Raw genomic sequence first — 23,498 nt, forward strand, 5'->3', positions numbered from 1 at the left:
AAACGATGGTAGGCCCAAACGGTGTAGCCAATGACGCTCCGCGGAAACCGGAAGCATTTGATCCGGGACAAATCTTCAATACTCAGCATGGCCGGAGAGTACCCGGGCGTTCAAGCTTCAACAACCTGACAATGCCGCGTGGACATTTCCAAAGCCCATTTGGATGTATTCCGGCTGGAGGACCAAGCAGCGCAGCGTTTTGAAAACTCAAGCGCCGGCTTTCGCGCTTTGCGAAAATGGCTGGGAAAGGTGCCAGTGGCGCGGATCGTATTTGAGCCGACGGGGCCCTATCACAAGGCGTTCGAAGCAGCGCTTGGCGAGGTTTTTCTTCTGGTCAAGGTGAATCCGCTGCAAGCGCGCTGGTTCGCCGAGGCGCATGGTACCAGGGCCAAGACCGACGCGGTGGATGCCCGGATGCTGGCGCGCATGGGCGTGGCTTTCGAGCTTGTGCCCCAAGCCCAAAGTTCCAGAGAAACGCGCGTTCTCAGTGACTTGCATGTCGCGCGAACGGGGCTGATCAAGGACCGCACGCGATTGCGCAACCGCGCCCAGACCCAGGATATCGCGATCCTGAAACGTCAGACCAAAGCACGGCTCGCCCAAATAGACCGTCAAATTGCCGAACTGGACGCCGAAATCGTAGAACTGATCTCGGCGCGGGAGACCACCGCGCGCAGCCGCGATATTCTCTGCTCCATGCCCGGGATCGGCGCCGTCACGGCCGCCGCCATGCTGACCCTGTTGCCCGAGATCGGTACGTTGGAGCGCAAACAGGTGGCCAGCCTGACCGGCCTTGCACCCATCACCCGACAATCCGGTCAATGGCAGGGAAAGTCATTCATCGGAAGAGGGCGCAAACCCCTGCGCGACGCCCTATACATGCCCGCACTGGTCGCCATGCGGTTCAACCCAAACCTCAAGGCCAAATACGAAGACCTACGCGCTGCTGGAAAACCCGCAAAGGTTGCCATAGTCGCCGTCATGCGCAAGCTCATCGAAACGGCAAATGCACTGGTCAAAGCTGATCGCGCGTGGACCCCAAAAACCGCTTGATCAAGACGGATACTTCTTACAGACAATCCAAAACCGACGCCCATTGGATCTGGGACGCCACCACTCGTGAGCTTAACGCTGTTTGAGATCCGACGTCCCGACTTTCGCTGCCAAGATCGCCGATAACTTGACGATCCCGCGGCGATCCCGCGGCGATTAGTCGGCTCCGACGCCGCGCAGAGAAAGTTCCTCGGTGCGGTGACAACTGGCCTGGTGAGAATTGCCAAAGTCGCGCAGGACCGGAACCTCGGCTTTGCAAACCGCAGTGGCATAGGGGCAGCGCGGGTGAAACGGGCATCCCGGGGGCGGCGAGATCGGACTGGGAACATCGCCTTGAAGCCGGATCCGGGCTCGTTGGAAATCGGGATCCGCCACGGGCACGGCAGACATCAGCGCCTCGGTATAGGGGTGGCGAGGATTGGCGAAAAGTGTTGCGGTGTCGGCAAATTCGACAATCCGACCCAGATACATCACTGCCACGCGTCGGCTGATGTGCCGCACGACAGACAAGTCATGGGCTATGAAAAGATAGGTCAGCCCGAATTCAGACTGAAGATCCTGCATTAGATTGATCACCTGCGCCTGAACGGACACATCCAACGCCGAGACGGGCTCGTCGGCAATAATCAGGTTGGGGTTGAAGGTCAGCGCCCGGGCAATTCCGATCCGCTGGCGCTGTCCGCCCGAGAATTCATGAGGATGTCGCCCGATGTGATCCGGGCCAAGGCCGACAGCCTTCAAAAGTTCGCGCACCCGGTCCAGCCGTTCCGACCGGTTGCCAATCCCCTGAACGATCAGCGGTTCAGCGATCAGTTCGCCAACCGTCATGCGCGGGTCGAGCGAAGAATAGGGATCCTGAAAGATGATCTGCATGTCCCGGCGCAGCAGTTTCAACTCTTTCGGGCTGGCCGTGGTCACGTCGAACATCTCGGCTGGGCCACCATTGGCGTGAATCGCGGTGCGAAGTTTCACGCTGCCGCCGGTCGGTGGTGTCAGGTGCAGGATCGAGCGGCCGGCCGTCGTTTTGCCGCAGCCGGATTCACCGACCAACCCCACTGTTTCACCGCGCGCAATAGTCAGGTCGACCCCGTCGACCGCCTTGACCTCGGCCGTAACACGGCGCAGCAGGCCCTTGCGGATGGGAAAGCTTTTCCGCAGCCCCCGGACCTCAAGAAGCACGTCTTCAGTCATCGTGAGGCTCCTCGATCTTGTCGTGGTGCAGGAAACAGGCGACAGTGTGACCGTCCGGACCGGCCAGCGCCGGAACCACTTCGCGGCACTTGTCCATCACATTGGGACAGCGCGAGGCGAAGGCGCAGCCTAGAATCACCTCGCTGGGCGAAGGGACGGTGCCATCGATCGTTTCAAGCCGTGTTGTATCGCCGGTCAGGGACGGGACCGAACGCAAAAGCCCGCGTGTATAGGGATGTTTCGGCGTCTTGAACAAATCCCGCACGGCCGCGGATTCCACGACTTTGCCGCGATACATCACAATGACGTCGTCGGCCATGCTGGCGATCACGCCAAGATCGTGCGTAATGAACATGATCGCCCCGGCGAACTCTCGGCGCATGTCATTCATCAGGTCTAGAACCTGCGCCTGGATTGTCACGTCCAGCGCCGTGGTCGGTTCATCCGCGATCAGCAGCGTGGGATTGCAGATCATCGCCATTGCGATCATCGCCCGCTGTCGCATTCCTCCTGAAAGCTGGTGGGGATATTCGCGAAACCGTTGTTCGGGCGCCGGGATGCCCACCGCGGCGAGCGCGGCGATGGCGCGGCGCTGCGCCTCTGTTTCGGACACGTCTTCGTGCAGGCGCAACCCTTCGACGATCTGGTCGCCGATGGTGAACACCGGATTCAACGCCGTCATCGGCTCTTGAAAGATCATCGCGATCTCACTGCCACGGATATGACGCATTCTATCGCCGTTCTGGGGCAGGGCGGCCAAGTCCACGACGCCGTCACGACTGGCAAATTCGATTTCGCCGCCAGCGACCCAACCGGGGGCATTGACTAGACCCATGATCGCGCGCGAGGTCACGGATTTTCCGCAGCCCGATTCACCCACGACGCCCAAGGTGCGCCCCTGAACGATCTGGAAACTCACCCCATCGACAGCCCTCGCGATACCCTGTTCAGTCATAAAGTTAACCCGCAGATCCCGGACATCCAGCAGAACGCTCATCGCTGAATTTCCGCGCGTGCTGCCCGTTCGACTCGCATCTTGCCGGGCTTCAATCCGCGGCGGGAAAACTTCTGAAACTCGCGCTTCATGCGCTGCCCCTTGGTCTTGGGGTTAAGGGTTTCCTGAAGCGAGTCGCCCAACAGGTTGGCCGAGATCACAAACAGGAACAACGCGACCGAGGGACCGATGATCAGGTAGGGCGCTGCAATAAGCAGTTCCTTCGCCTCGTTCAGCATCTGCCCCCATTCCGGAGTCGGCGGCTGCACCCCAAGCCCGAGATAGCTGAGTGCCGAAGCGTTTAGCACGAAGACTGGAAGGGTCAGCGTCGCCTGCACAATCACCGGGGTAGAGATATTGGGCCAGATGTGGCGGCGCAGGATGAAAGGCCAGCCGGCCCCGGCTGCAATGGCGGCCTCTACGTAAAGCTCTTGCTTGACCGACAGGGTGACGCCACGGGCGATGCGGATGAATTGTGGTAACTGGCTCATTCCCAAGGCGATCACTACGCCCCGCTCGGATGGCCCGGCGATTACGACGATGACGATGGCCAGCATGATGATCGGAAAAATTAGCATGATGTCGGTGATCCGCATGATGATTTCGTCCAGCCAACCGCCGTGATAACCGACGATCATCCCGATAGGGACACCCAGAAGCACCGCAAACAGCAGCGCGGACGTCGTGATCTTGGCGGTCACCTGCGTGGCGAGGATCACCCGCGAAAGCATGTCACGGCCGAACTGGTCGGTGCCGAACCAATGCTCCCACGATGGCGGTCGCATGCCTTGGCTCAGTTGCGTCTTGTAAGGATCCGATGGAACGATCCACTGCGCGGTGATGGCCACGATATAGATTGCGATCAGGATCAGCCCAAAGACGACGCCGACCCGGTCGCGCGAAAACTGTCTCAGGAAGTTGCGCATTACACCGCCTCGGCCAAGGTGTCGTCAGTCATAAGAAATCCTCGGATCAGCCCAAGTGTAGAGGATATCGACGATCAGGTTCACAAGAATGAAGATAATCGCGAAGAAAAAGATCGAGCCCTGAAGCACCGGCAGATCGCGCGACAGGATGGCATCGACCATCAGCCGCCCGAGTCCCGGCCAATTAAAGATCGTCTCGGTCACTACGGATCCGCCTAGGGTGTGCCCAAGGCCAAGCCCGAACAGAGTTATAATCGGCAGCAGCGCGTTGCGTAGGGCGTGATGGAACACCACAGTACGCTCGGGCGCGCCCTTTGCCCGGGCCGTGGTAATGAAATCACGGCTGAGTGCGTCGACCATACAAGAGCGCACCATCCGAGTGAAAATTGCCGCCTGATATGCGCCAAGTGTGGCCACTGGCAGCACAAAGTGTTTCCAGGTCGACATGCCGCCGATTGGCAGCCAGCGCAGCCAGACCGCGAAGACATAGATCCCGATGATTCCGGTCACGAACACCGGCGTGCAGATCCCGATCAGAGAGACGACCGTCACCCCCTTATCCAGCGGACGGTTCCAGAACATAGCCGAGAACGAGCCGAGGATCAGGCTGGTCGTCATCGCCAGCAGCATCGCGCAGCCTGCCAGCGCGGCGGTGTTCACGATACGCGGAAACACGATATCCAGAACCGGCTGGCGGGAATAATTCGACAAACCAAAATCACCTTGCAGCACCTTGCCCATATAATTGAAATACTGGGTGGTAAGTGGTTGATCAAAGCCATACGCGGCACGGATCGACTGCACCAAGTGTTCTGGCGCGTTGTCGCCCGCCATCAGTTGTGCCGGATCACCTGGGATCAGGTGGAACAGGGCGAACAGGAAGCTCAGCAGCAGGAACGCGGCCAGCACCATGAAGATCAGTCTAGATACGATCAGCCGAAGCATTGGTCAGAGCCTTCTGGCGGTGCCACTTGGTGGGGCACCTAAAGGGATAAAAATGGCAAGGGGAGAGGTGCCGGGCGCAACAAGCGCCCGGAAGGTACATGTTAGCGTTTGATGCCTTGGCGCGCCTTTTCCTCCTGGTCGATCCAGGCGCTTACGGCAGGATAGTTGTCAGTCGCTAGTATCCGATCGCCGTGGACATAGCTGCGGCTACCCAGCGTCAGGTGGATCGTCGGCAGATAGATTACCGGCGCTTCCTCAAGCAGCTGGGCCATCCAAGCAACGACATATTCCTTGCGCTTTTCTTGGTCGGTAGTGGTGTGTGCAAGGTCGGCCAGACGGTCGATTTCGGACGAAGAAAAGAACATCCGGTTCGCGCCTTTAGGCTTCCACGCCTTGGTATGGGTGAAATACATCATCGGCTCGTCCGGATCGGCGGTGGGAATACCCCAGGACAGCAGCGCCATCTCGTATTTCGCGTCTTCCGGTGGCTGCGAAACAGCGGCGCTGAACGCGGCCCCTTCCATCACCTCAAGATCGATGCCGATGCCGATTTCACCCAGGAACGCCTGAAGAAGCTGCGCGACCTGATAGTCACCCTTGGTGCCCCCGCGCCGCGTCCACAGTTTGAAGGACAGTTCAGTTCCGTCTTCACCCTCGATCGTGCCATCACCGTTACGGTCCTCGAACCCGGCATCCGTCAGCATCGAACGGGCCTTGTCCGCGTCGTACTGGAAGATGGAATCCTCGCCGTCCTTGCGCATATCTGTATAGCCATAGACGCCGGGTGAAAGGGTCGGCGCCATCGGAACCGTTGCACCAGTGCCGGCGAACACGGACTGGACGATGCCAGCCTTGTCGATCGCATAGTTCAGCGCGAGGCGTACATCCTGATTGTCGAACGGCGCCTTCATGTGGTTCAGCACGACATAAAATTGCCGGGTTGATGCCATCGTGCGCACGGTGAGTTCGGGGTTAGCTTCGAGACGGGGCAAATCAAAGTCAGAAATTTGCACCGTGCGGTCGATCTCGCCACTTTCCAACATCGCGGTGCGGGTGGCGGGGTCGGGCACGACCAGCATGCGAATAGAGTCGAGATATGGCAGTTCGTCCTGCCAGTAGTTCTCGTTCTTAACGAAAAGGTTGTACTCGCCCTTAACATATTCCTCGTGCGTGAATGGACCGGTGCCGACAATCTTGGTCGCCATGCCTTCTTCGCCCATTTCCTGATAGGCGGTGGGGCTGAAAATACATAGCGGCTTGTAGGCCAGATTGGGCAACAGCGCCGCGAACGGTGCCGCCAGATGGAAGGCGACCTCGTTCTCGCTGGGCGCGTCGGCATAATCGAAGCCTTCGAGAAGGCTCATGTAAATGAATTCCTTCTCCTTCGCCTCATTGAAGACGAACGCGACCGCTTCGCCGTTGAACGGGGTTCCGTCGTGGAAGGCGACCCCTTCGCGCAGTTTGATGGTGACGGTCTTTTCATCGTCACTCACTTCCCAGCTTTCGGCCAGAACGGGGACGAGTTCGCTGTCTTCGTTAATCTCAAACAGGTTTTCGCAAGCGTTCAGCCAGATATCCTGCGCGCCGTTGTCGGTGTTGCGCCCCGGAAACAGCGAAAATTTCTCGCCTGATTGCGCATAGATCAGTTCACCGCCATATTGCGGCTCCATATCCTGTGCGAATAGGGGTGCGGCATTGATCGTGGCGGCAGCCGCCATGTAGGCGACCCCTCGCGCCACTCGTTTCTTGTGCGTTGTCATTTCCGATCCTCTCGCTGTTGGCATATAGTTTGCGACGCGCCGGCTTCAGTACATTCGCTTTTTGTCCAGCACGTTCATCATCGCTTGGGTATCGCCCGCCATCCACGCCCGCAGATTGTGGAGGAAAATGTCGGTAAGTCTTTCGTTCTCTCGCGTCACGGTGGAGGCGGAGTGGGGACTGATCAGCACATTGGGCATATCCCAGAGCGGGGATTCGGCGGGAAGAGGCTCGGTCGCGGCGACATCCAGCGCCGCAAACCCCACGTGACCGGACCTCAACGCCTCGATCAGCGCGGGTTCGTCCACGATCGCGCCGCGCCCTATGTTGACAAGTGTAACGTCTGGCTTCATCCGCGCCAATATCTCTGCGTTGATCATCCCCTCGGTTTCCGGAGTATGCGGCGCGCAAAGCGTCACGCAGTCGGCGCGCGCAACGACGTCGGCAAGTACGTCCGGTCCGCAGACCTCGTCGGCGTTCAAAGCGTCCGCCCGCGCGGGATCGGCATCGCGGACAACTGCTATGACTTCCATTCCGAAGGCTCGCGCAAGGCGCCCGATCTCGGTCCCGACCTTGCCTGCCCCGACGATTGCCATGACCTGTCCGCGCAGATCGCAGCCGCAATATCGCGTCCACCGATGAGCGCGCTGCTCGGATTGTAAGTGGAATAGACCACGACGATGTACAAGCAGTGACATCATCACAAATTCGGCTAGGGGAATTGCGTGAATGCCCCGCGCGGTCGTAACCGTCATATTCCGTTCTGCAAGTCCCAATTTCGAAATCAATTGGCCGACGCCGGAGCTTGTGGTTTGTACCCATTTAACATTTGGTGCTAGCTCCAGCCCGCCTCCGTCGACAGGATCGCCGGCTGGAAAATCCCAAAGAATTGTCGCTTGATTTAATGCATTGACCCACCGAATCTGTTGTTCGGCTGTCCGGGTCCAGCCGTCTTGCCCCTTATGATCCGCAGTATACCGTGTGGGGGGCAAGAGATCGGGTTCGTACACGAAACGAACACCGGGCGGGGCCGAGTCGCGCATCCGTACAACGTGTTCGACCTCCAGCGGTGAAGTGATGAAAACGGTTTGTTCTGGTTGCGTCACGCTCTGCCCTCAGTCCCTGTTTGATCAAAAGTAATACTGGGGGAAGGGGTCCTGTCAATGAAACCTTGTGGATCAGGGGGGTGTCAGTCGCTTTCGTCCTGCGAGAATTCGGACCGCAACCAATCGTTTACAAGCGCGATTCTTCCGTTGATCTGTGCAACAAGGCCCGTCCGCCGCAAGTTCTTGCGCAGAACCGCTCGGCCTGCGCAGTCAGATCCATGCACTTGGTATACATTCTTCGCCAAATCGAGTCCGGCTGTGATAATATCCGACATGACCGCTCTCCTTTTTATTGATCATTGCAGACCCACCTTTGCACATCAATGTCGCCGGAGGGCGGTTACATCATCAGAGCCGCGAAGCCGGCATATCCGATCGATTCCGAACGATGCGAAACCCATATGCAGGCCCGACTTGAAACGGTGGACGGAAAACCGGGTACGGTCATGGCAAGCGTTGGAAGCGCTGAGGCTGACCGCCAAGAGGTCGCCGTCGAGGGCAGCCGGGCCAGTTACCGCATCGGAGATTTCAGCAAACTGTCGCTTTCCACCGCAGGGGCTTTCGGACCGCTGGCCCATGTGCCAGCCGACACGCAGGCAGTGGGTCTAAATGCGCAACTGGATGCACTGGAACTATGCCTGAAGTGCATGCCGCACCCGCTTGCCATCCTTCGCGAGGCGCTGTGTGTGCAATGGCTGATCGAGGCAATGCTGGTGGGCAAAGCCTGATTTCGCGGGAGACGGCTGCGCAGTTGCCATCACTATTCCGCATCGCGAAGTCGAGCCGGAGTGTGCTCGCGGAGGGCCGGACAAAGCGAACTGCCACAATCCAGCCGAAGTCGGAAATCTGGAATATCGAACGGTGGCCGACCCTAGACAGCGGCCGACGGTCGCCGGTCAGTCACGCCAAACGCCTCTTCAAGCGCAAGACCGACGCGCAAGAGCTTATCTTCGCGAAACAGGCCGGACCAAAGCGAAATACCCATCGGAACCATGAACAGCGGCTCGCCGGGCCGGGCGGCGCGGTCGGGTCCGAACGCGGGGCGACTGGGGCGTTCTTCGAATCCGGCGCGAAGGTGCAGGCAGGGATGGCCGGTAAAATTCGAGGCAACCATCATCGGGCCCTCGGAAAACGAGCCGATCAGCACATCAACTTCGCGGAACAACCCATCAAGGGCCTGCATCGTCAGATAACGGAGCTTGTCGAGCTGCACATGATCGGGTGCCGACAGGAACCGCGCTCGGCGAAAGGTGTTGGGCCAGGCCTCGTTGGTCTGCACGGTCAAAAGTCCATCGCGGCCACTGAAGGTAAGCTCTTCGAAATTCGCGGCGGATTCGGCCATTAGCACGTTGCGCAACGCATCATAGGGCAGGACGGGCAGGGTAGTCTCTACCACCTTGCAACCCAGCCTGCGTGCCGTTTCCAGCGCGTGCCGGTCTGTGGCAGTTGCATTCTCACCAAAGGTTTCGGCCAGATAGCCAAGGCACAACCCACCGACGCCCCGGGACGCGTCGAAATGGAACGGGGCGCCGATCGAGCCGCGGTCGTTGATATCGGCACCATTCAGGGCGGCCAGGACCATGGCCGTGTCCTCGACAGCGCGGCAGATCGGCCCAGGCTTGTCGAGCGTCGCAGCGAGCACCATGCCGCCGCGGCGCGATACCCGCCCGAAAGTCGGGCGCAGACCGGTGGTGCCGCAGCGCTGCGATGGCGAAATGATCGACCCGAGTGTTTCGGTTCCGATGGAGAACCCGCACAAGCCCGCCGCCGTCGCCGAGGCCGAGCCCGCGCTGGAACCGCTGGAGCCCTCGTTCAGGTTCCACGGGTTGTTGGTGCGTCCGCCATACCACACGTCGTTGCGTGCCAGCGCGCCGAGCGACGTCTTGCCCAACAGCACAGCACCCGCAGTTCGCAGCCGTTTGACCAGTTCGGCATCATCGTCGGGCATCCGGTCACGATAGGGCTCGGCACCCCATCCGGTGGTGATGCCTTTGGAGTCGAACAGGTCTTTCACCACAAAGGGAATGCCCAGAAGGGGGCCGGGGATATCGCCGCTGGCACGCCGCGCGTCGGACTCAACCGCCTGCGCCCTCGCTAGGTCGGCGGTGACGGTCGCAAAACACCTCAGCGCAGGGGCCAGTCTATCGATCCGCCCGAGGTATATCTCGGTCAGCCGGACGCTGCAAATCTCGCCTTTGGCCAGCCAAGCGGCAAGCCGCGTGACCGGGGCGAAGGCAATGTCGGCCTCATCTATGGGCAGCGGCCCAGGATCGGCCGTTCGGTAGGTTTGTATGTCGGTCAGGGCGGGCATCTCGAACCCTGGTAGTCGCGGATCGAAAATGCAGGCCATGGGCACTCCATTGCCAATGCCAAGTGCCCGCACCGCGCGGGTCGCGGCCATCTGATCTGGAAGAAGTGCGGCGATCTGCTCACGTTCGGACGCCGTATAGTCCAAATCTGCCATCCGCTCGGCAGCGGCAATGGTTTCCGCCTTGATCTCTGGCTGTTCCATCACGAGGCCCGTGCCCGGGTTTCGACAAAGCGCACCATCGCCCCATAGACTTTTTCGCGGTTTTTCAACCGCGCAAAACCATGGCCTTCGTGGTCGATGCGGATCAATTGGCAATCATGGCCCCGTCCGAACAGCGATGCGTAGACCAGCTCGCTTTCCGCCGGGGTGACGCGCGGATCGTCGCCACCATGGGCCAGGAAAAGCGGTGTGCGGATGTCGCCCACCTTGCGATAGGGCGAAAGTGCCGCCAGCATGGCCCGGCCCGCGTCGGTGTCGGGGTCGCCGTATTCGACCGCCCGCAGCTTGCGCCGCCACGGGCCGGTTGCGGCCAGCAGCGTGTTGAAATCCGCGATGCCATAGAAATCTGCCGCCGCGCACCAGTCGTCTGGGTATTCGGTGATCGAGGCCAGGACCATGAAACCCCCATAGCTCTGGCCGGAAACCACCATGCGTCGGGCATTCACATCGTCGCGGGCGGCAATCGCATCGCGTATCGCCTTGAGATCGCGCACCGGGTCCATCCTGAGGTCCAGATCATCGGCGGCCTGCCAGTCGCGCCCATAGCCGGTCGAGCCGCGGACATTCGGTGCAACAACCAGCCAGCCGCGCCGCACCAGATATTGCGCATCCGAGCGCCAATGCGCCGCATATTGCGACTCGGGTCCGCCATGGACGATGAAGAACGTCGGATAACCGCCGGGCGGGGCCGGTGTGCGGGGCGTGAACACGAAGGCGGGCACTTCGGCGCTGTCAAAGCTGGTGAAATACTGGATCGTCGGCTCGACGGTATCCTCGCACGCCAATACCGGCGCGCCTTGGCACAGGATGGTGCTTGCCTGCCCGTCCAGCGCGATGCGCAGCACGCGGGACGGCGCGCGGAATCCGGCAAGCGCGACGATCAGCGCCATCTGGTCGGGTGCGAAGGTCAGTGTCGTGATCCGGCCGGGGGTTGGCAGGGCAAGCTCGGATTCCGATCCCGTCGCGCCGTCGAGTAGCATGATCCGGCTATAGCCCTGATCGTTCCACGCATAGGCAATGGTGGTCTCGTCCTTGCTGACGGCCATCGCCTCGACATCGCCTGCGGGTTGGGCAAGCCAGGCAAGGGCGGCGCTTTGCGTGTCCATCTGGGCGATCCCGTGGAATGCCTGGCCCTTGTCGGTGGCCAAAAGCAGCGCGGCGCCTTTGGCGATCCAGCGTGCGGCGTAGATATGGGCGCCCTTGCCCTGACCTTGACCGCCGGGAAACAGTACGCGCGGGGTACCGCCCTCGATCGGCAGCAGATGCAGCTCGGCATCATACATGCCGTCGCGGTTGTCCTCGATCAGCAGGGCGCTGCCATCCGGGGTGAAGTTGCGCGGTGTGCGATAGCCGGGTCCGGTCAGAATCACGCGATCTTCGCCGGTGTCGAGATCGCGAAGATGGATCTGCATTGCCGTGGCATCAACGCTGTTGCTGGCATAGGCGATGCGTTTGCCGGTGGCATCGAAACAGCCCCAGTTGTGCACGACTCCCGGCGCTTCGGTCAGCGGTTCCGGAGTGGCCACGCCGTCGCGCAAGAGGTTGAGCTGGTGATGCTCGTCGCCGCCGCTGTCGGTGGTGAACAGAATGTCGCGGCTGCCGGGTCGGAAGGCGAAGCTGCCGACCTTTTCATTCAGCGATGTCAGCTGAACGGCAGGCGAGCCGACGTTTCGAAGATCGCGCGACCAGAGCTGATCGAACCCGGTTTGGTCTGACAGCCACGCAAGCAGGGTGCCATCCTCGGAAATGGCCGGGGAATGATGAGCACGAGGTGCGAGATAGGTTTCGATCGGCGGCAGGTCGGGCCCATCGGCCAGCCGGTCATCGGCCGAGCGCAGGGCGGTGCTGAGATCGGGCGCTTCGGGCGTTGCCACGTGGTTGGACAGCTCGACCAGCGTAAACCGCGCCTCGGGCCAGGCGCGGTGCAGATCCCATGCGCTTTGCGGCGGGGTGACAACATCATAGCGGCCCTGGACGATTTCGCAGGGCAGATGGCGAATGCGGCTGATGTTGTTCAGGATGTGGTTCGCGGGCATGAAGAACGCGTTGCTGCAATAATGGGTAAAGATGCGCGAGATTTCCAGCGCCGCCTGTGGTTGCGTCAGGTTGTTCACATGGGCCGGGCTGAGCAAAAGTGTCTGCGTGCGGGCCGAAAACCCGCGCAGCGCCTGAGCGGCGGCCATGTGCACGCGCGGATCGGGATCGACCAGCCGGGTATAATAGGCCTTAAGCAGGTCATCGCGTTCGTCCTTGTCGATATGGCCCGCGAAATCTTCGAAGGCGTCGGGAAACAGCGTTCCGATGCCGTGGAACCAGAACCGCACCTCGTGCGGACGGCCCAGAAATACGCCATGCACCCGCAGCCCCCGGCAGCGGTCCGGCTGCGCGATGGCATAGGCCAGCGCCAGCAGACTGCCCCAGGACCCGCCGGCGACCAGCCAGCTTTCGATCTTCAGGTGTTCCCGTATCCGTTCGATGTCCGAGATCAGTGCCGGGGTTTCGTTGCCCTCCAGAAGGGCCGAAGGCGTCGAGCGTCCGCAGCCGCGCTGGTCAAACAGAATGATGCGATACCGGGCCGGATCAAAGGTGCGCCGTTGGGCGGGCTTGACGCCACCCCCCGGCCCGCCATGCAGAAAAACCACCGGAATTCCGTCGGGATTGCCCGATTCCTCGACATAGAGCACATGAGGCGGCTCGACCGGGAGCATATGCGCCGCAAAGGGCTTGGTCGGGGGATAAAGGGCCTCGTTGTTCATCATTCTACCTTTGAGTTGGATTGCCACACAGACGGATGCGAGAATTTGCCTGACAGGAGCGAGATTTTTATCTAGCCATGATCGCTTTTGTGACGCATGATTGTCATACAATCCGGGAGACGCAAGGATTACATCGCAAGAATCGTCGGTAAGGACAGATCAAAAAGCGAAATCCTCACACAGGGAGAAAAACAACGATGAAAAAACATGCAAGTTTGCTCAAGTGCGTTGCGATCACTGCTTTACTCGGCGCGATCCCTGCGTATGCCGGTACGCCGGCCGACACATTGGTCATGGCGCGCAATATCGACGCGATCAGTACGTTTGATCCCGCCCAGATCGGCGAGGTGGTCACTGACGAACTGATCCTGAACATCTGCGACAGCCTTGTCGGCATTGATCCCGAAGACGAGGCCGGTGTCGTCCCCTCGATCGCAAAGGACTGGACGGTTTCCGAAGATGGCATGAAAATCACCTTCAACCTGGTCGAGGATGCGGTTTTTCCCTCTGGCAAACCAGTCACCGCCAAGGATGTGGCGTGGTCTCTGCAACGCGTGCTGACGCTGGGATTCGGAAATGCGGCCACAATGACCGAATACGGGTTCAGCGCCGACACCGCCGAGGCTGATCTTGTTGCCGTCGACGACCGGACATTCGAGATGAACCTGTCGCGGCCCTATCCGATTGCGTTGATCCTTCAGGCCATTGCGGCGAACCGCGTGGCCGCCGTGCTCGACAGTGAAACCTTGATCGGTGAAGAGGTCGACGGGGATCTGGGCAACAAGTACCTCACCACCAACAGTGCCTGCGTCGGGCCCTATGCGCTGCGTCAATGGAATGCCGGCGAAGTCGTCGTTCTTGAGGCAAACGCCAACTATGACGGTCCTGCGCCCCAGATGAAGCGCATCATCATCCGCCATGTGGCCGAAGCCCAGGCACAACGCCTGCTCCTCGAACAGGGCGATATCGACGTGGCGCGCGATCTGGGTGCCGAAGACCTGCGCGATCTGAATGCAAACCCGGATATTCAGGTTGTCTCGACGCCGAAGCACCAAATTTACTATACGGCCTTCAACAATGGCGACCCCAGGTTCGCCGATGACCGCGTAAGGCTGGCCTTCAAGTACCTCATGGACTACGATGCTCTGGCGGACACCGTCATGGCGTTTCTCGGAATACCGCGCGCCAGTGTCGTGCCATTGGGTGCTCTAGGAGCGCTCGACAAGGACGAGGGGCAGCCGTTCTCGCTTGATTTGGAAAAGGCCAAGGCGCTGCTGACCGAGGCGGGGTACGGCGACGGGTTCTCGGCTCGTCTGTTTATCGGTACGCTGCCCTATACGTCGGCGATTGCCCAGCACTTGCAGGCGAATGCGGCCAAGGTCGGCATCGACCTGAAGATCGAGCAGATGGCCAATGCGCAGCTTTTCTCGGCCTTCCGCGGGCGCGAATTCGACACTGTCATGTTGTCTTGGCAGACGGCCGTACCGCATGCGCATGGGATGCTGTCACGGCATGCGGTGAACCCCGACAACTCGCTCGAGGCGGCGCTGACGATGTTCCCAAGCTGGCGTGGAGCCTGGTTCAGCGAGGACTTCAACAAGCGCGTCGATGAAGCGCTGTTCGAAAAGGACGAGGCAAAACAGATCGAGTTGTACAAGCAGATCCAGAGGGATCACATGCAGACGGGCCCTTTCGCATACCAGTTCCAGCTTCTTGATACGGCCGCACTGCACAAAACGGTGTCGACGTGGAAGTGGAACGCCTTCCGGGTATATTACGCCGATATCGAGAAAGGCTGAACATGTCGGCAGGCGATCTTGCCAACTCGGTCTCTTCCAATCGTTCTGCCTCATCAATGCGATGGGGCAGGGCGGCCCGAGAGTTTCTGAAGACCGCCGCCTCGGTATCGGTAACGATACTTGGCCTGCTGGCGTTGACCTTCTTCATCGGGCGCTTGCTGCCACTAGATCCGGTACTGGCCATCCTGGGCGACGATGCCAGTCAGGAAGCCTATGAGCGGATGGTGATCAAGCTGGGCCTCGACAAGCCAATGTGGGAACAGTTCATCACCTATCTATGGAATAGCCTGCACTTTGATTTCGGAATGTCGCTGACCAGTGGCAAGCCGGTCACCGAAGACATCTTGCGGGTGTTCCCGGCGACACTTGAACTGGCGACGGTGGCGATGATCCTGGGAACTGGTCTTGGCATCCCGCTGGGCGTCCTGGCAGCGGCCAACCGTGACACCTGGATTGATCAGGTGGTACGGGTGATTTCCCTCATCGGATATTCCGCGCCGATCTTCTGGCTTGGCCTTCTCGGGTTGGTGGTGTTTTACGCCGGCCTTGGCTGGGTCGGTGCGCCGGGGCGGATCGACATCGTCTATCAATACGATCTTGAGACCAGGACGGGCCTTTATCTGATCGACTCGTTGCTGGCGGGGCGGTTGGACATTTTTGCCGATGTGTTCGGGCGCATTGTGATGCCCGCGGCGATCTTGGCCTATGGCGCAATGGCATACATCAGCCGCATGACCCGCAGTTTCATGCTCGAGCAGCTCAGCCAGGAATACATCATCGCCGCACAAGCCAAGGGGGCCTCGCGCCTGAGTGTTGTCTGGGGCCATGCATTTCCCAACATTGCGGTACAACTCGTCACAGTGGTTGCGCTGTCCTATGCGTTTCTGCTGGAGGGTGCGGTGCTGACCGAAACCGTATTTGCCTGGCCAGGCTTCGGGCGTTATCTAACCACAGCATTGCTGCGCGCCGACATGAACGCGGTTCTGGGGTGCACCCTGATCGTCGGCCTTATCTTCATCACCTTGAATCTGCTCAGTGATGTTTTTTATCGCATTTTCGATCCGAGGACCCGATGACAGATACCCCCGTGATGCAGCCGCGCGGCAGCCTGCGCGAATGGCTGCGGGCACCGACGGCAAGCTCGCCTCGTCAGGCCCGGGCTCAGGCGGTCTGGCGCGGGTGGCAACGGCTGATCACCAATCGCGCCGCCTTTGCCGGGCTGATCGTGCTGCTGATCCTTGTGACCCTGGCGGTGGTCGGGCCCTGGCTGACCCCCTATTCGGTAATGGGGCAGGATCTGAGTGTGCGGCTTCAGCCTCCCTCGGCACAGCATCTGCTGGGCACCGACGATCTGGGCCGCGATATCCTGACCCGCATCCTTTACGGCGCGCGGATCACGCTGATGATGGCTGCTCTGGTGGCGGTGATTGCCGGGCCGATCGGCCTGGCCGTGGGGGCCACAGCGGGATATCTAGGGGGCTGGTTTGATATCGTCGCCATGCGGCTGGTCGATGTGTTCCTGTCGTTCCCCTCGCTCATCCTGGCGCTGGCTTTTGTTGCGGCATTGGGACCGGGCATCGAGAATGCAGTGATTGCAATATCGCTTTCGGCCTGGCCGCCGATTGCGCGGCTTGCGCGGGCCGAGGCACTGACGGTTCGAAAATCCGACTATATCGCTGCGGCACGCCTGCAAGGTGCCAGCCCGATGCGGTTGATCATGAAACACGTTATGCCGATCTGCCTGCCCTCTGTGGTGGTCCGGGTGACTCTGAACATGGCGGGCATCATCCTGACGGCGGCGGGCCTTGGTTTTCTTGGCTTGGGAGCGCAACCGCCCAGCCCGGAATGGGGGGCGATGCTGGCCTCGGGGCGTCAATTCATGCTGACCAGCTGGTGGCTTGCCGCGACGCCGGGCGCCGCGATCATGCTGGTCAGCCTTTCTTTCAACCTGCTGGGTGACGGCCTGCGCGATGTGCTGGACCCACGCAATGACTGATCCACTGCTTGAAGTGCGAAATCTGCGCGTGGCCTATCCTTCGGCCCATGGCTACAGCGATGCGTTGCGGGGGATTTCCTTCACCCTCGGGCGCGAGAAACTGGGGATCGTCGGCGAATCCGGCTCGGGCAAATCCACCGCCGGACGGGCGATCATGCGGCTGCTGCCACCGAAAGCGCGGGTTACTGCCGATGCGCTGCGTCTGTCAGGCTTCGATTTGCTGGGCGCCAGTGAACGACAGATGCGCGATATTCGCGGTGGCCGAATTGCAATGATCCTTCAGGACCCGCGCTATGCGCTGAACCCTCTCAAGACGGTCGGTGCGCAGATCATGGAATCCTACCGCATCCACATCAAGGGAAGCCGGGCCGAGGCCCGCGACCGCATGCTGGCGATGCTCGAGGATGTCCGCATCCGCGATCCGCAGAGGGTGACCGGGCTTTACCCGCATGAGTTGTCGGGGGGCATGGGCCAGCGGGTGATGATCGCGATGATGCTGATCCCCTCGCCGAAATTGGTGATCGCGGATGAGCCGACCTCGGCGCTGGATGTGACGGTGCGCGGCCAGATCCTGGATGTGCTGAACGAACGCGTCGAGGCGCAGGGGGCCGGGCTGATCCTCATCAGTCACGACCTGCCCCTGGTCAGCGACTTCTGCGACCGGGTTCTGGTCATGTATGGCGGGCAGATCATGGAGGAACTGGCGGCGCATGATCTGTCGCAGGCCAGCCACCCCTATACCATTGCCCTGAACGCAAGCCTGCCGCCGCTTGATCATGCCGTGGATGAACTGATCGTGCCCGAATACGATCCCACCTGGCTGACCGAGGCAACCGAATGACCACTCCTAGCCTTGAAATCGTGAGTCTTTCCGTCGCTTTCGGGCACGGCCGCGCCAGCGTGCAGGCGGTGGACAAGGCCAGTTTCCGTGTCGCCCGGGGCGAGGCTTTCGGTATCATCGGCGAGTCGGGAAGTGGCAAATCGACGATATTGCGCGCCATTACCGGGCTGCATGACGGATATGACGGAGATGTCCTGATAAATGGTAATCCCGCGCCGCGGCCGCGCAACCGGGATTTTTTCAAGACGGTCCAGATGGTGTTTCAAGACCCCTACAGTTCGCTGCATCCGCGCCGGATGATCCGTGCCACGCTGATGGAACCGCTGGAGATCTACCGTCTCGACCGGCGCGAAGCGCGAATCGCGCAGGTGCTGCTGGATGTGGGGCTGGCGCCCGAATTCGCCTATCGCTACCCGCATCAGCTTTCGGGTGGGCAGCGACAGCGGGTCGCGGTGGCCCGGGCGCTGTTGCTCGAGCCGGAAATCCTCCTGCTGGACGAACCGACATCGGCGCTTGACGTGTCGGTACAGGCCGGCGTGCTGAACGTGCTGAACGCGCTGCGCCGCGCCCGTGGGCTGAGCTATGTCATGGTCAGCCACGATCTGCGGGTTGTCGCGCATATGTGCAGCCGGATCGCAGTGATGACCCAGGGCCGCATCGTCGAGGAACTGACGGTCGAGGATTTGCGCGCCCAGCGTGCGACCCAGCCATACACCCGCACATTGATTGCCGCGAGCCGTGCAGCGGTCACTGCAGATTGATGAAATCCCCTGCAAGGAGGTTGAGATGAAATCCAACGAAAATCCGATCTGGCCCTATATCGAGGCAAAGCGGGAAAGGTTTATCGGCCTGTCCGACCGGGTGTTCGACACTCCGGAGATCGCCTATACCGAGGTGCGCTCTTGCGCCGAACACACCGCGATGCTGAAATCCGAGGGGTTTCGTGTGCGCGAGGCTGTGGCGGGCATTCCCACAGCGGTGATCGGAGAGGCGGGCGAGGGCGGGCCGGTGATCGCCATTCTTGGCGAATACGATGCCTTGCCGGGGCTCAGCCAGGCGCCGGGCGTCGCCGAGCATACCAGCATCAGCGACAACGGCTATGGCCACGGCTGCGGCCACAATCTGCTGGGCTCTGCGGCTATGCTGGCGGCGACGGCGGTGAAAGATTGGCTGGAGGCCGAAGGGATCGCGGGGCGCGTGCGCTATTACGGCTGTCCGGCGGAAGAGGGCGGCGCCGCGAAAACCTATATGGTGCGCGAGGGGCTGTTCGATGATGTCGATATCGCCATCACCTGGCACCCGGCCAGCTTTAACGGGGTCGACGACGCCCGTTCGCTAGCCAACACGCGGATCGATTTCTTCTTCACCGGCAAGGCGGCCCATGCTGCGGGCGCGCCGGAACTGGGGCGCAGTGCGCTCGACGCGGTGGAACTGATGAATATCGGCGTGAACTATATGCGCGAACATATGCCCGACGATGCGCGGGTGCATTATGCCTATCTTGATGCTGGCGGACCTGCACCAAACGTGGTGCAGGCCAAAGCAACCGTCCGTCAACTGATCCGAAGCCGCGATCTGCAGGGGCTGGCCGAACTGGTCACGCGGGTGCGCGCCATCGCCGATGGTGCGGCGCTGATGTCGGGTACGAAGGTCGATTCAAAAGTGTATACGGCTGTGTCCAACCTTATCGGCAATCGCCCGCTTGAAGAAGCGATGCAGGCCGAATTCGATGCGCTTGGCCCGGTGCCGTTCGATGACACCGACGTTGAATTCGCCCGCCAGATCCGTGAAACGCTGACCCGGGCTGATATCGCGGATACCTTTCAGCGGCTCAGCATGAAGCCGGACTTCGACATGTCGGTCTGTGATTTCGTCGCCCCGCTCGACCGGCCATTTGCCGGAGGCATGGGCTCGACCGATGTGGGGGATGTCAGCTGGGCGGTGCCGACGGTTCAGGCGCGCGTCGCCACCTGCGCCATGGGAACGCCGTTTCACACCTGGCAGCTGACCGCGCAGGGCAAACAGCCCTTTGCCCACAAGGGGATGGTGCATGCGGCCAAGGTGATGGCGGCAACCGCGCGGGCGGTCATTGCAAATGACGTTCTTCGCTCAAACGCCAGAAAGGTGCACGCAGAGTACTTGGCCGAATTCCCCTATACCTGTCCCATTCCGGCCGACACCCGCCCGCCCGTCGCAGCCAAATAAAGAATCTTGCACCCGGCAGGCAGGCTGTTGCTTTCTGCCTGCCGGGGCGCCACAGGGGGGCGCGGTGACGGGGAGCGATGCATATGGCGGGGGTCGGGCGGCAGGACAAAGGCGCTGACGGCACGTCCAGTGCCGGTTTGGTGCGTCTGAACGTTCTGAAGAAGGTGCGCCGCCTGATCGCGACCGGGGAACTCAGACCGGGGTCACGTCTGACGGAACGAGAGCTGTGCGAAACCCATCATATCAGCCGTACCGCGGCGCGGGAAGTCATCCGCCAGCTTGATGCCGAGCACCTGGGAGAGGCGCTGCCGCACCAGGGTCTGCGCATTGTGCGGCTGACCGGAAAGATGGTGCGCGAGATTTACGAATTGCGCGCCGATCTGGAAGTTCGCATCATTAGGGCGTTCATCGCCAGGGCCACCAAACGCCAGATCAATCATCTGGGCGTGATCCTGAAGCGTCTGAAAAAGGCGATCCATGTAAACGATCCCGAAAAGATCATCGAACATTCCACCGAATTCATCAGCTATATGAACGACGTGGCCGACAACCAGATCGTCGGCGAGATACTGGCGCATCTGAACGCACGGATCGAACTGGTGCGCGCCCTCGCGATTTCGTGGCCCGGGCAGGCCGACGCCGGGTATGCCCAGCTTGACCTCATCCGCCAGAAGATCGCGACGCGCGACGCGGATAACGCCGAGATCGAGATCCGCAGTTACATTCAGATGATGCTGAATTCCGCGACCCGTCAGCTGGATGAAGATACCGAGTAGGGTATCACCGACCATCCCCAGGACGGTCAGGCAGAGCAGATGGGAGAACGTCACCGATGACTGACCTTTCCCAGGCCTGCCGAGCCGGTGCCATCGCACGGTCCCGGCCGGTATTTCGACGACGGGCATTTTCAGGCGGACCTGTCGGCGCTGGTGTTCTATCTGACCGAGAGCCAGTCTACCGACCGTGCGCCGGATCTCATGCGCGATCTTGGGCGTTATGTGGCACCAACTTTTGGGGCTCAATGCCCGGGTCGACGGTCTGTGCAAGTTGATTGAGCGACATGCGTGGCTTGACGCCAATGCCCGTCGTTTGATGCGGATGCCAGGCATTGGCCCGATCGGTGTTGTCACCTTAACTTCGCGAGCGCCGAAGCGAGCAATTTCGAGGTTGCTCAGGCGATATTAGCCGCCGCGCCCCAAGCGTCGAATGCTTCCAGTCGATGATAGCGGATTGTTAGGGCTGCACGGCGACGGAATGGGACAAAGAAGCAATTTCGGGTTGCGGAGTGGAGTGACACAAAACGCTGTAACCCGCCCGGTGACCGGAACCCCTGCATTATTCTCTGACGCTTTCGGAACGGCAGGTGGCGGTTTTAGGCACGATTGTTGAGGCCCTTATGCGACCAGTGATCGAGGCCGGGCGCGACCTCTCGTTTGGCCGCTGCATAAGAACGCAGTTTGTCTGTGACGATCTGTTTGGGGACGAAGCCATGCCGCTTGATCAGCCTGACCAGCAACCGCGTTGCCGCGCGCTTACGCCGTCTAGATTGAAGGATTTCTTCCAGCACGACACCATTCTGATCGACGGCGCGCCACAGCCAGTATGACCTGCCTGCGATTTTCACGACGACTTCGTCCAGATGCCAGACGTCACCGGGGTAATCCCCCCATTTTTAACGGGGTGCAATTGTAGAACTTACGCGGCCATTTTCAGTTTTTGTGCGGGTGTGATGCCGCCGATGCCCATGTTCGGGCGGTCATTGTTGTATGTCCATAGCTATTGTGTGGCGTGATCTTGAGCCTCCTCGATGCTGTCGATGATGTATTGATCCAACCATTCATGCCGGACCGTCCGGCTGTAACGCTCAATGTAGGCGTTCTGTTGAGGCTTTCCGGGTTGGATATGTAGGATGTTAATCCCTTGTTCCTCAGCCCATTTCATCAACTTCTCTCTGATGTATTCTGGGCCATAAAACCTTCGGAATGACGTTGATCTATAGGTTATGACCATCTGCGTAGCCGTCAAATTGCGCAGCAGGTGGTCATAGCCGGGTCTCAGGTCCCTACAGTGGTTTTGCAACAAACCACACCGCAGAGGAGACTGACTATGACCGATACAACTATTGCACAGTCCGAGCCTGTTTTGGTGGCCATCGATATCTCGAAGGCGCGTCACGAAGTATTGATTGCCTTGCCCGGCAAGAAGCGCCGACGTCGTTTGACGGTGCTGAACCAGTTGGACGACTTCAACCGACTTGTTGCGACAGTCGCGGAATATGGGCGCCCAGTCCGCGTGGCTTTTGAAGCAACGGGTAATTACCACCGGGCCTTGGCGTATCACCTCGGCTGCGCCGGCTTCGACGTAAAGCTGGTGTCCTCCGTGGCCCTCGCCAGAACCCGGGAGGCCTTGAACAACAGCTGGGACAAGAACGATCCTAAGGACGCGCAGGTGATCCTGCACATGATGGAGATCGGGAACGAGCAGTTTTATCATGACCCACTCCTGTCTGGCACAAATGACCTTCAGGAGCTGTCAAAAACCCACGACATGGTCTCGCGATCAAAGACCGAGCTCTGGCACCGGGTGCTGACGCATTATCTGCCGCTGTATTTTCCCGAAGCCGATCGCTTCCACCGTAGCTCGCGCAGTGATTGGTTCTTTGCCTTCCTCGAACGCTATCCGTCGCCGCACATCATCGCGGCAATGGACAAGGAGGCTTTCATTGCCGATGCTTGGGCGACGATCGGTCGCCGCGTGTCGAAAGAGCGTTTACTGACAGACATTTACCAGACTGCCAAAACATCGGTGGGGTTGCCGGTCGACCCAGGGTCCGATGCCATCACGATGTTCCGCCTGGTTCTTGCGGAAGGGCGTGGCCTGATTGCGCAGCGCAACGAGATAGAAGACCGAGCCGTCGCGTTACTCAAAGATAATCCCGACTATCAGCTTGTCTTATGCTGATCGAGGCTCCTGAGGTATAAAGGAGCCACTGCCCACCATACCATTTATGGTGGGCAGTGGCGGCGGTTGGATCGTAAGCAGCTTGGTCGTTACGGACCGTTGAGAAGTTTGATCAGCCGCCGTCTTTACCACAGGGCCTGAACGCATACGCGTGTGACAATCCACGCATGACAAGCATAGGACATGGCGAAGAGGCATTGTCAGGTTGTTGAAGCTTGTACGCCCGGGTACTCTCCGGCCATGCTGAATATTGAAGATTTGTCCCGGATCAAAGGCTTCCGGTTTCTGCGGAGCGTCATTGGCTACACCGTATGGGCCTACCATCGTTTCGCCCTGAGCCTGCGTGACGTCGAGGATCTATTGGCCGAACGCGGTGTAACAGTTTCGTACGAGACGATCCGAGATTGGGTGAACCGGTTCGGCTCCCAGTTTGCCGC

At 60.3% G+C, this 23,498-nt stretch carries 17 protein-coding genes and 5 pseudogenes; 11 read left to right on the top strand and 11 right to left on the bottom strand.

Annotated features, from left to right (window positions below):
• The first annotated feature begins 138 nt into the window (after nt 1-138).
• Complete coding sequence (locus FQ320_RS23660; protein ID WP_148475751.1) at nt 139-1,053, top strand: IS110 family transposase; 915 nt, start codon at nt 139-141, stop codon at nt 1,051-1,053.
• 156 nt (nt 1,054-1,209) lie between these two features.
• Here the strand turns inward: FQ320_RS23660 and FQ320_RS23665 are convergent, their stop codons facing one another.
• The 7 genes and pseudogenes from FQ320_RS23665 to FQ320_RS23695 all read right to left on the bottom strand — a co-directional run.
• Entirely contained in the window at nt 1,210-2,244 is a 1,035-nt protein-coding gene (locus FQ320_RS23665) for an ABC transporter ATP-binding protein (RefSeq protein WP_148475752.1), read from the bottom strand.
• Nucleotides 2,237-3,241, bottom strand: coding sequence for an ABC transporter ATP-binding protein (locus FQ320_RS23670; protein WP_148475753.1), 1,005 nt, complete (start codon nt 3,239-3,241; stop codon nt 2,237-2,239). The genes FQ320_RS23665 and FQ320_RS23670 overlap by 8 nt, the downstream gene beginning before the upstream one ends.
• On the bottom strand, nt 3,238-4,164 hold the full coding sequence (locus tag FQ320_RS23675; protein WP_148475754.1) for an ABC transporter permease: 927 nt from the start codon (nt 4,162-4,164) through the stop codon (nt 3,238-3,240). Before FQ320_RS23675 ends, FQ320_RS23670 begins: the two co-directional genes overlap by 4 nt.
• 24 nt (nt 4,165-4,188) lie before the next feature.
• Complete coding sequence (locus tag FQ320_RS23680) at nt 4,189-5,109, bottom strand: ABC transporter permease (RefSeq protein WP_148475755.1); 921 nt, start codon at nt 5,107-5,109, stop codon at nt 4,189-4,191.
• Between the two features lie 101 nt (nt 5,110-5,210).
• Entirely contained in the window at nt 5,211-6,869 is a 1,659-nt protein-coding gene (locus tag FQ320_RS23685) for an ABC transporter substrate-binding protein (protein WP_187394056.1), read from the bottom strand.
• 45 nt (nt 6,870-6,914) lie between these two features.
• Nucleotides 6,915-7,910, bottom strand: coding sequence for a D-2-hydroxyacid dehydrogenase (locus FQ320_RS23690; protein ID WP_148475757.1), 996 nt, complete (start codon nt 7,908-7,910; stop codon nt 6,915-6,917).
• A 218-nt stretch (nt 7,911-8,128) separates the two neighbouring features.
• Nucleotides 8,129-8,248: pseudogene (locus FQ320_RS23695) on the bottom strand (IS110 family transposase); the annotation flags it as partial.
• A 171-nt stretch (nt 8,249-8,419) separates the two neighbouring features.
• On the opposite strand from FQ320_RS23695, the gene FQ320_RS23700 reads away from it, so the two are divergent.
• Complete coding sequence (locus FQ320_RS23700) at nt 8,420-8,701, top strand: hypothetical protein (RefSeq protein ID WP_148475758.1); 282 nt, start codon at nt 8,420-8,422, stop codon at nt 8,699-8,701.
• A gap of 143 nt (nt 8,702-8,844) precedes the next feature.
• Here FQ320_RS23700 and FQ320_RS23705 read toward each other — a convergent pair whose 3' ends face one another.
• Nucleotides 8,845-10,485, bottom strand: coding sequence for an amidase (locus FQ320_RS23705; protein ID WP_148475759.1), 1,641 nt, complete (start codon nt 10,483-10,485; stop codon nt 8,845-8,847).
• Entirely contained in the window at nt 10,485-13,259 is a 2,775-nt protein-coding gene (gene pip, locus FQ320_RS23710; protein WP_222861708.1) for a prolyl aminopeptidase, read from the bottom strand. The genes FQ320_RS23705 and pip overlap by 1 nt, the downstream gene beginning before the upstream one ends.
• A 197-nt stretch (nt 13,260-13,456) precedes the next feature.
• On the opposite strand from pip, the gene FQ320_RS23715 reads away from it, so the two are divergent.
• The 7 genes from FQ320_RS23715 (at nt 13,457) to FQ320_RS23745 (ending at nt 20,876) form a co-directional block, all read left to right on the top strand.
• Nucleotides 13,457-15,058 carry an ABC transporter substrate-binding protein gene (locus FQ320_RS23715; protein WP_148475761.1) on the top strand — a complete coding sequence of 534 codons (1,602 nt, stop codon included), beginning with the start codon at nt 13,457-13,459 and terminating at the stop codon, nt 15,056-15,058.
• Nucleotides 15,059-15,060: 2 nt separating this feature from the next.
• On the top strand, nt 15,061-16,134 hold the full coding sequence (locus FQ320_RS23720) for an ABC transporter permease (protein WP_148475762.1): 1,074 nt from the start codon (nt 15,061-15,063) through the stop codon (nt 16,132-16,134).
• Nucleotides 16,131-17,054, top strand: coding sequence for an ABC transporter permease (locus tag FQ320_RS23725; RefSeq protein ID WP_148475763.1), 924 nt, complete (start codon nt 16,131-16,133; stop codon nt 17,052-17,054). Before FQ320_RS23720 ends, FQ320_RS23725 begins: the two co-directional genes overlap by 4 nt.
• Nucleotides 17,047-17,895 carry an ABC transporter ATP-binding protein gene (locus FQ320_RS23730; RefSeq protein ID WP_148475764.1) on the top strand — a complete coding sequence of 283 codons (849 nt, stop codon included), beginning with the start codon at nt 17,047-17,049 and terminating at the stop codon, nt 17,893-17,895. Before FQ320_RS23725 ends, FQ320_RS23730 begins: the two co-directional genes overlap by 8 nt.
• Nucleotides 17,892-18,656: an ABC transporter ATP-binding protein gene (locus FQ320_RS23735; RefSeq protein WP_148475765.1), complete on the top strand. Its 765-nt coding sequence runs from the start codon at nt 17,892-17,894 to the stop codon at nt 18,654-18,656. Before FQ320_RS23730 ends, FQ320_RS23735 begins: the two co-directional genes overlap by 4 nt.
• 25 nt (nt 18,657-18,681) lie before the next feature.
• A complete protein-coding gene (locus FQ320_RS23740; protein ID WP_148475766.1) occupies nt 18,682-20,100 on the top strand; it encodes a M20 family metallopeptidase in 1,419 nt (472 codons plus the stop codon).
• Between the two features lie 83 nt (nt 20,101-20,183).
• Nucleotides 20,184-20,876 (top strand): GntR family transcriptional regulator, encoded by a 693-nt coding sequence (locus tag FQ320_RS23745; protein WP_187394058.1) that lies wholly within the window; start codon nt 20,184-20,186, stop codon nt 20,874-20,876.
• A gap of 395 nt (nt 20,877-21,271) precedes the next feature.
• On the opposite strand, the pseudogene FQ320_RS23755 reads toward FQ320_RS23745, so the two are convergent.
• Together FQ320_RS23755 and FQ320_RS23760 are read right to left on the bottom strand one after the other, a co-directional pair.
• Nucleotides 21,272-21,751: pseudogene (locus FQ320_RS23755) on the bottom strand (transposase); the annotation flags it as partial.
• Nucleotides 21,752-21,795: 44 nt separating this feature from the next.
• Nucleotides 21,796-22,068, bottom strand: a pseudogene (locus FQ320_RS23760) (integrase core domain-containing protein); the annotation flags it as partial.
• A gap of 138 nt (nt 22,069-22,206) precedes the next feature.
• Between FQ320_RS23760 and FQ320_RS23765 the strand changes: the two are divergent.
• Nucleotides 22,207-23,052: pseudogene (locus FQ320_RS23765) on the top strand (transposase); the annotation flags it as partial.
• 249 nt (nt 23,053-23,301) lie between these two features.
• Nucleotides 23,302-23,498 (top strand): annotated as a pseudogene (locus FQ320_RS23770) (IS6 family transposase); the annotation flags it as partial.

Source organism: Oceaniovalibus sp. ACAM 378 (assembly GCF_008085915.1).
Classification (GTDB): Bacteria; Pseudomonadota; Alphaproteobacteria; order Rhodobacterales; family Rhodobacteraceae; genus Oceaniglobus.

Bases quoted from the DNA above. Each gene is read 5' to 3' on its own strand.
- FQ320_RS23665 (WP_148475752.1), bottom strand. From the start codon at position 2,244: ATGACTGAAGACGTGCTTCTTGAGGTCCGGGGGCTGCGGAAAAGCTTT.
- FQ320_RS23670 (WP_148475753.1), bottom strand. From the start codon at position 3,241: ATGAGCGTTCTGCTGGATGTCCGGGATCTGCGGGTTAACTTTATGACT.
- FQ320_RS23675 (WP_148475754.1), bottom strand. From the start codon at position 4,164: ATGCGCAACTTCCTGAGACAGTTTTCGCGCGACCGGGTCGGCGTCGTC.
- FQ320_RS23680 (WP_148475755.1), bottom strand. From the start codon at position 5,109: ATGCTTCGGCTGATCGTATCTAGACTGATCTTCATGGTGCTGGCCGCG.
- FQ320_RS23685 (WP_187394056.1), bottom strand. From the start codon at position 6,869: ATGACAACGCACAAGAAACGAGTGGCGCGAGGGGTCGCCTACATGGCG.
- FQ320_RS23690 (WP_148475757.1), bottom strand. From the start codon at position 7,910: ATGCGCGACTCGGCCCCGCCCGGTGTTCGTTTCGTGTACGAACCCGAT.
- FQ320_RS23700 (WP_148475758.1), top strand. From the start codon at position 8,420: ATGGCAAGCGTTGGAAGCGCTGAGGCTGACCGCCAAGAGGTCGCCGTC.
- FQ320_RS23705 (WP_148475759.1), bottom strand. From the start codon at position 10,485: ATGGAACAGCCAGAGATCAAGGCGGAAACCATTGCCGCTGCCGAGCGG.
- pip (WP_222861708.1), bottom strand. From the start codon at position 13,259: ATGAACAACGAGGCCCTTTATCCCCCGACCAAGCCCTTTGCGGCGCAT.
- FQ320_RS23715 (WP_148475761.1), top strand. From the start codon at position 13,457: ATGAAAAAACATGCAAGTTTGCTCAAGTGCGTTGCGATCACTGCTTTA.
- FQ320_RS23720 (WP_148475762.1), top strand. From the start codon at position 15,061: ATGTCGGCAGGCGATCTTGCCAACTCGGTCTCTTCCAATCGTTCTGCC.
- FQ320_RS23725 (WP_148475763.1), top strand. From the start codon at position 16,131: ATGACAGATACCCCCGTGATGCAGCCGCGCGGCAGCCTGCGCGAATGG.
- FQ320_RS23730 (WP_148475764.1), top strand. From the start codon at position 17,047: ATGACTGATCCACTGCTTGAAGTGCGAAATCTGCGCGTGGCCTATCCT.
- FQ320_RS23735 (WP_148475765.1), top strand. From the start codon at position 17,892: ATGACCACTCCTAGCCTTGAAATCGTGAGTCTTTCCGTCGCTTTCGGG.
- FQ320_RS23740 (WP_148475766.1), top strand. From the start codon at position 18,682: ATGAAATCCAACGAAAATCCGATCTGGCCCTATATCGAGGCAAAGCGG.
- FQ320_RS23745 (WP_187394058.1), top strand. From the start codon at position 20,184: ATGGCGGGGGTCGGGCGGCAGGACAAAGGCGCTGACGGCACGTCCAGT.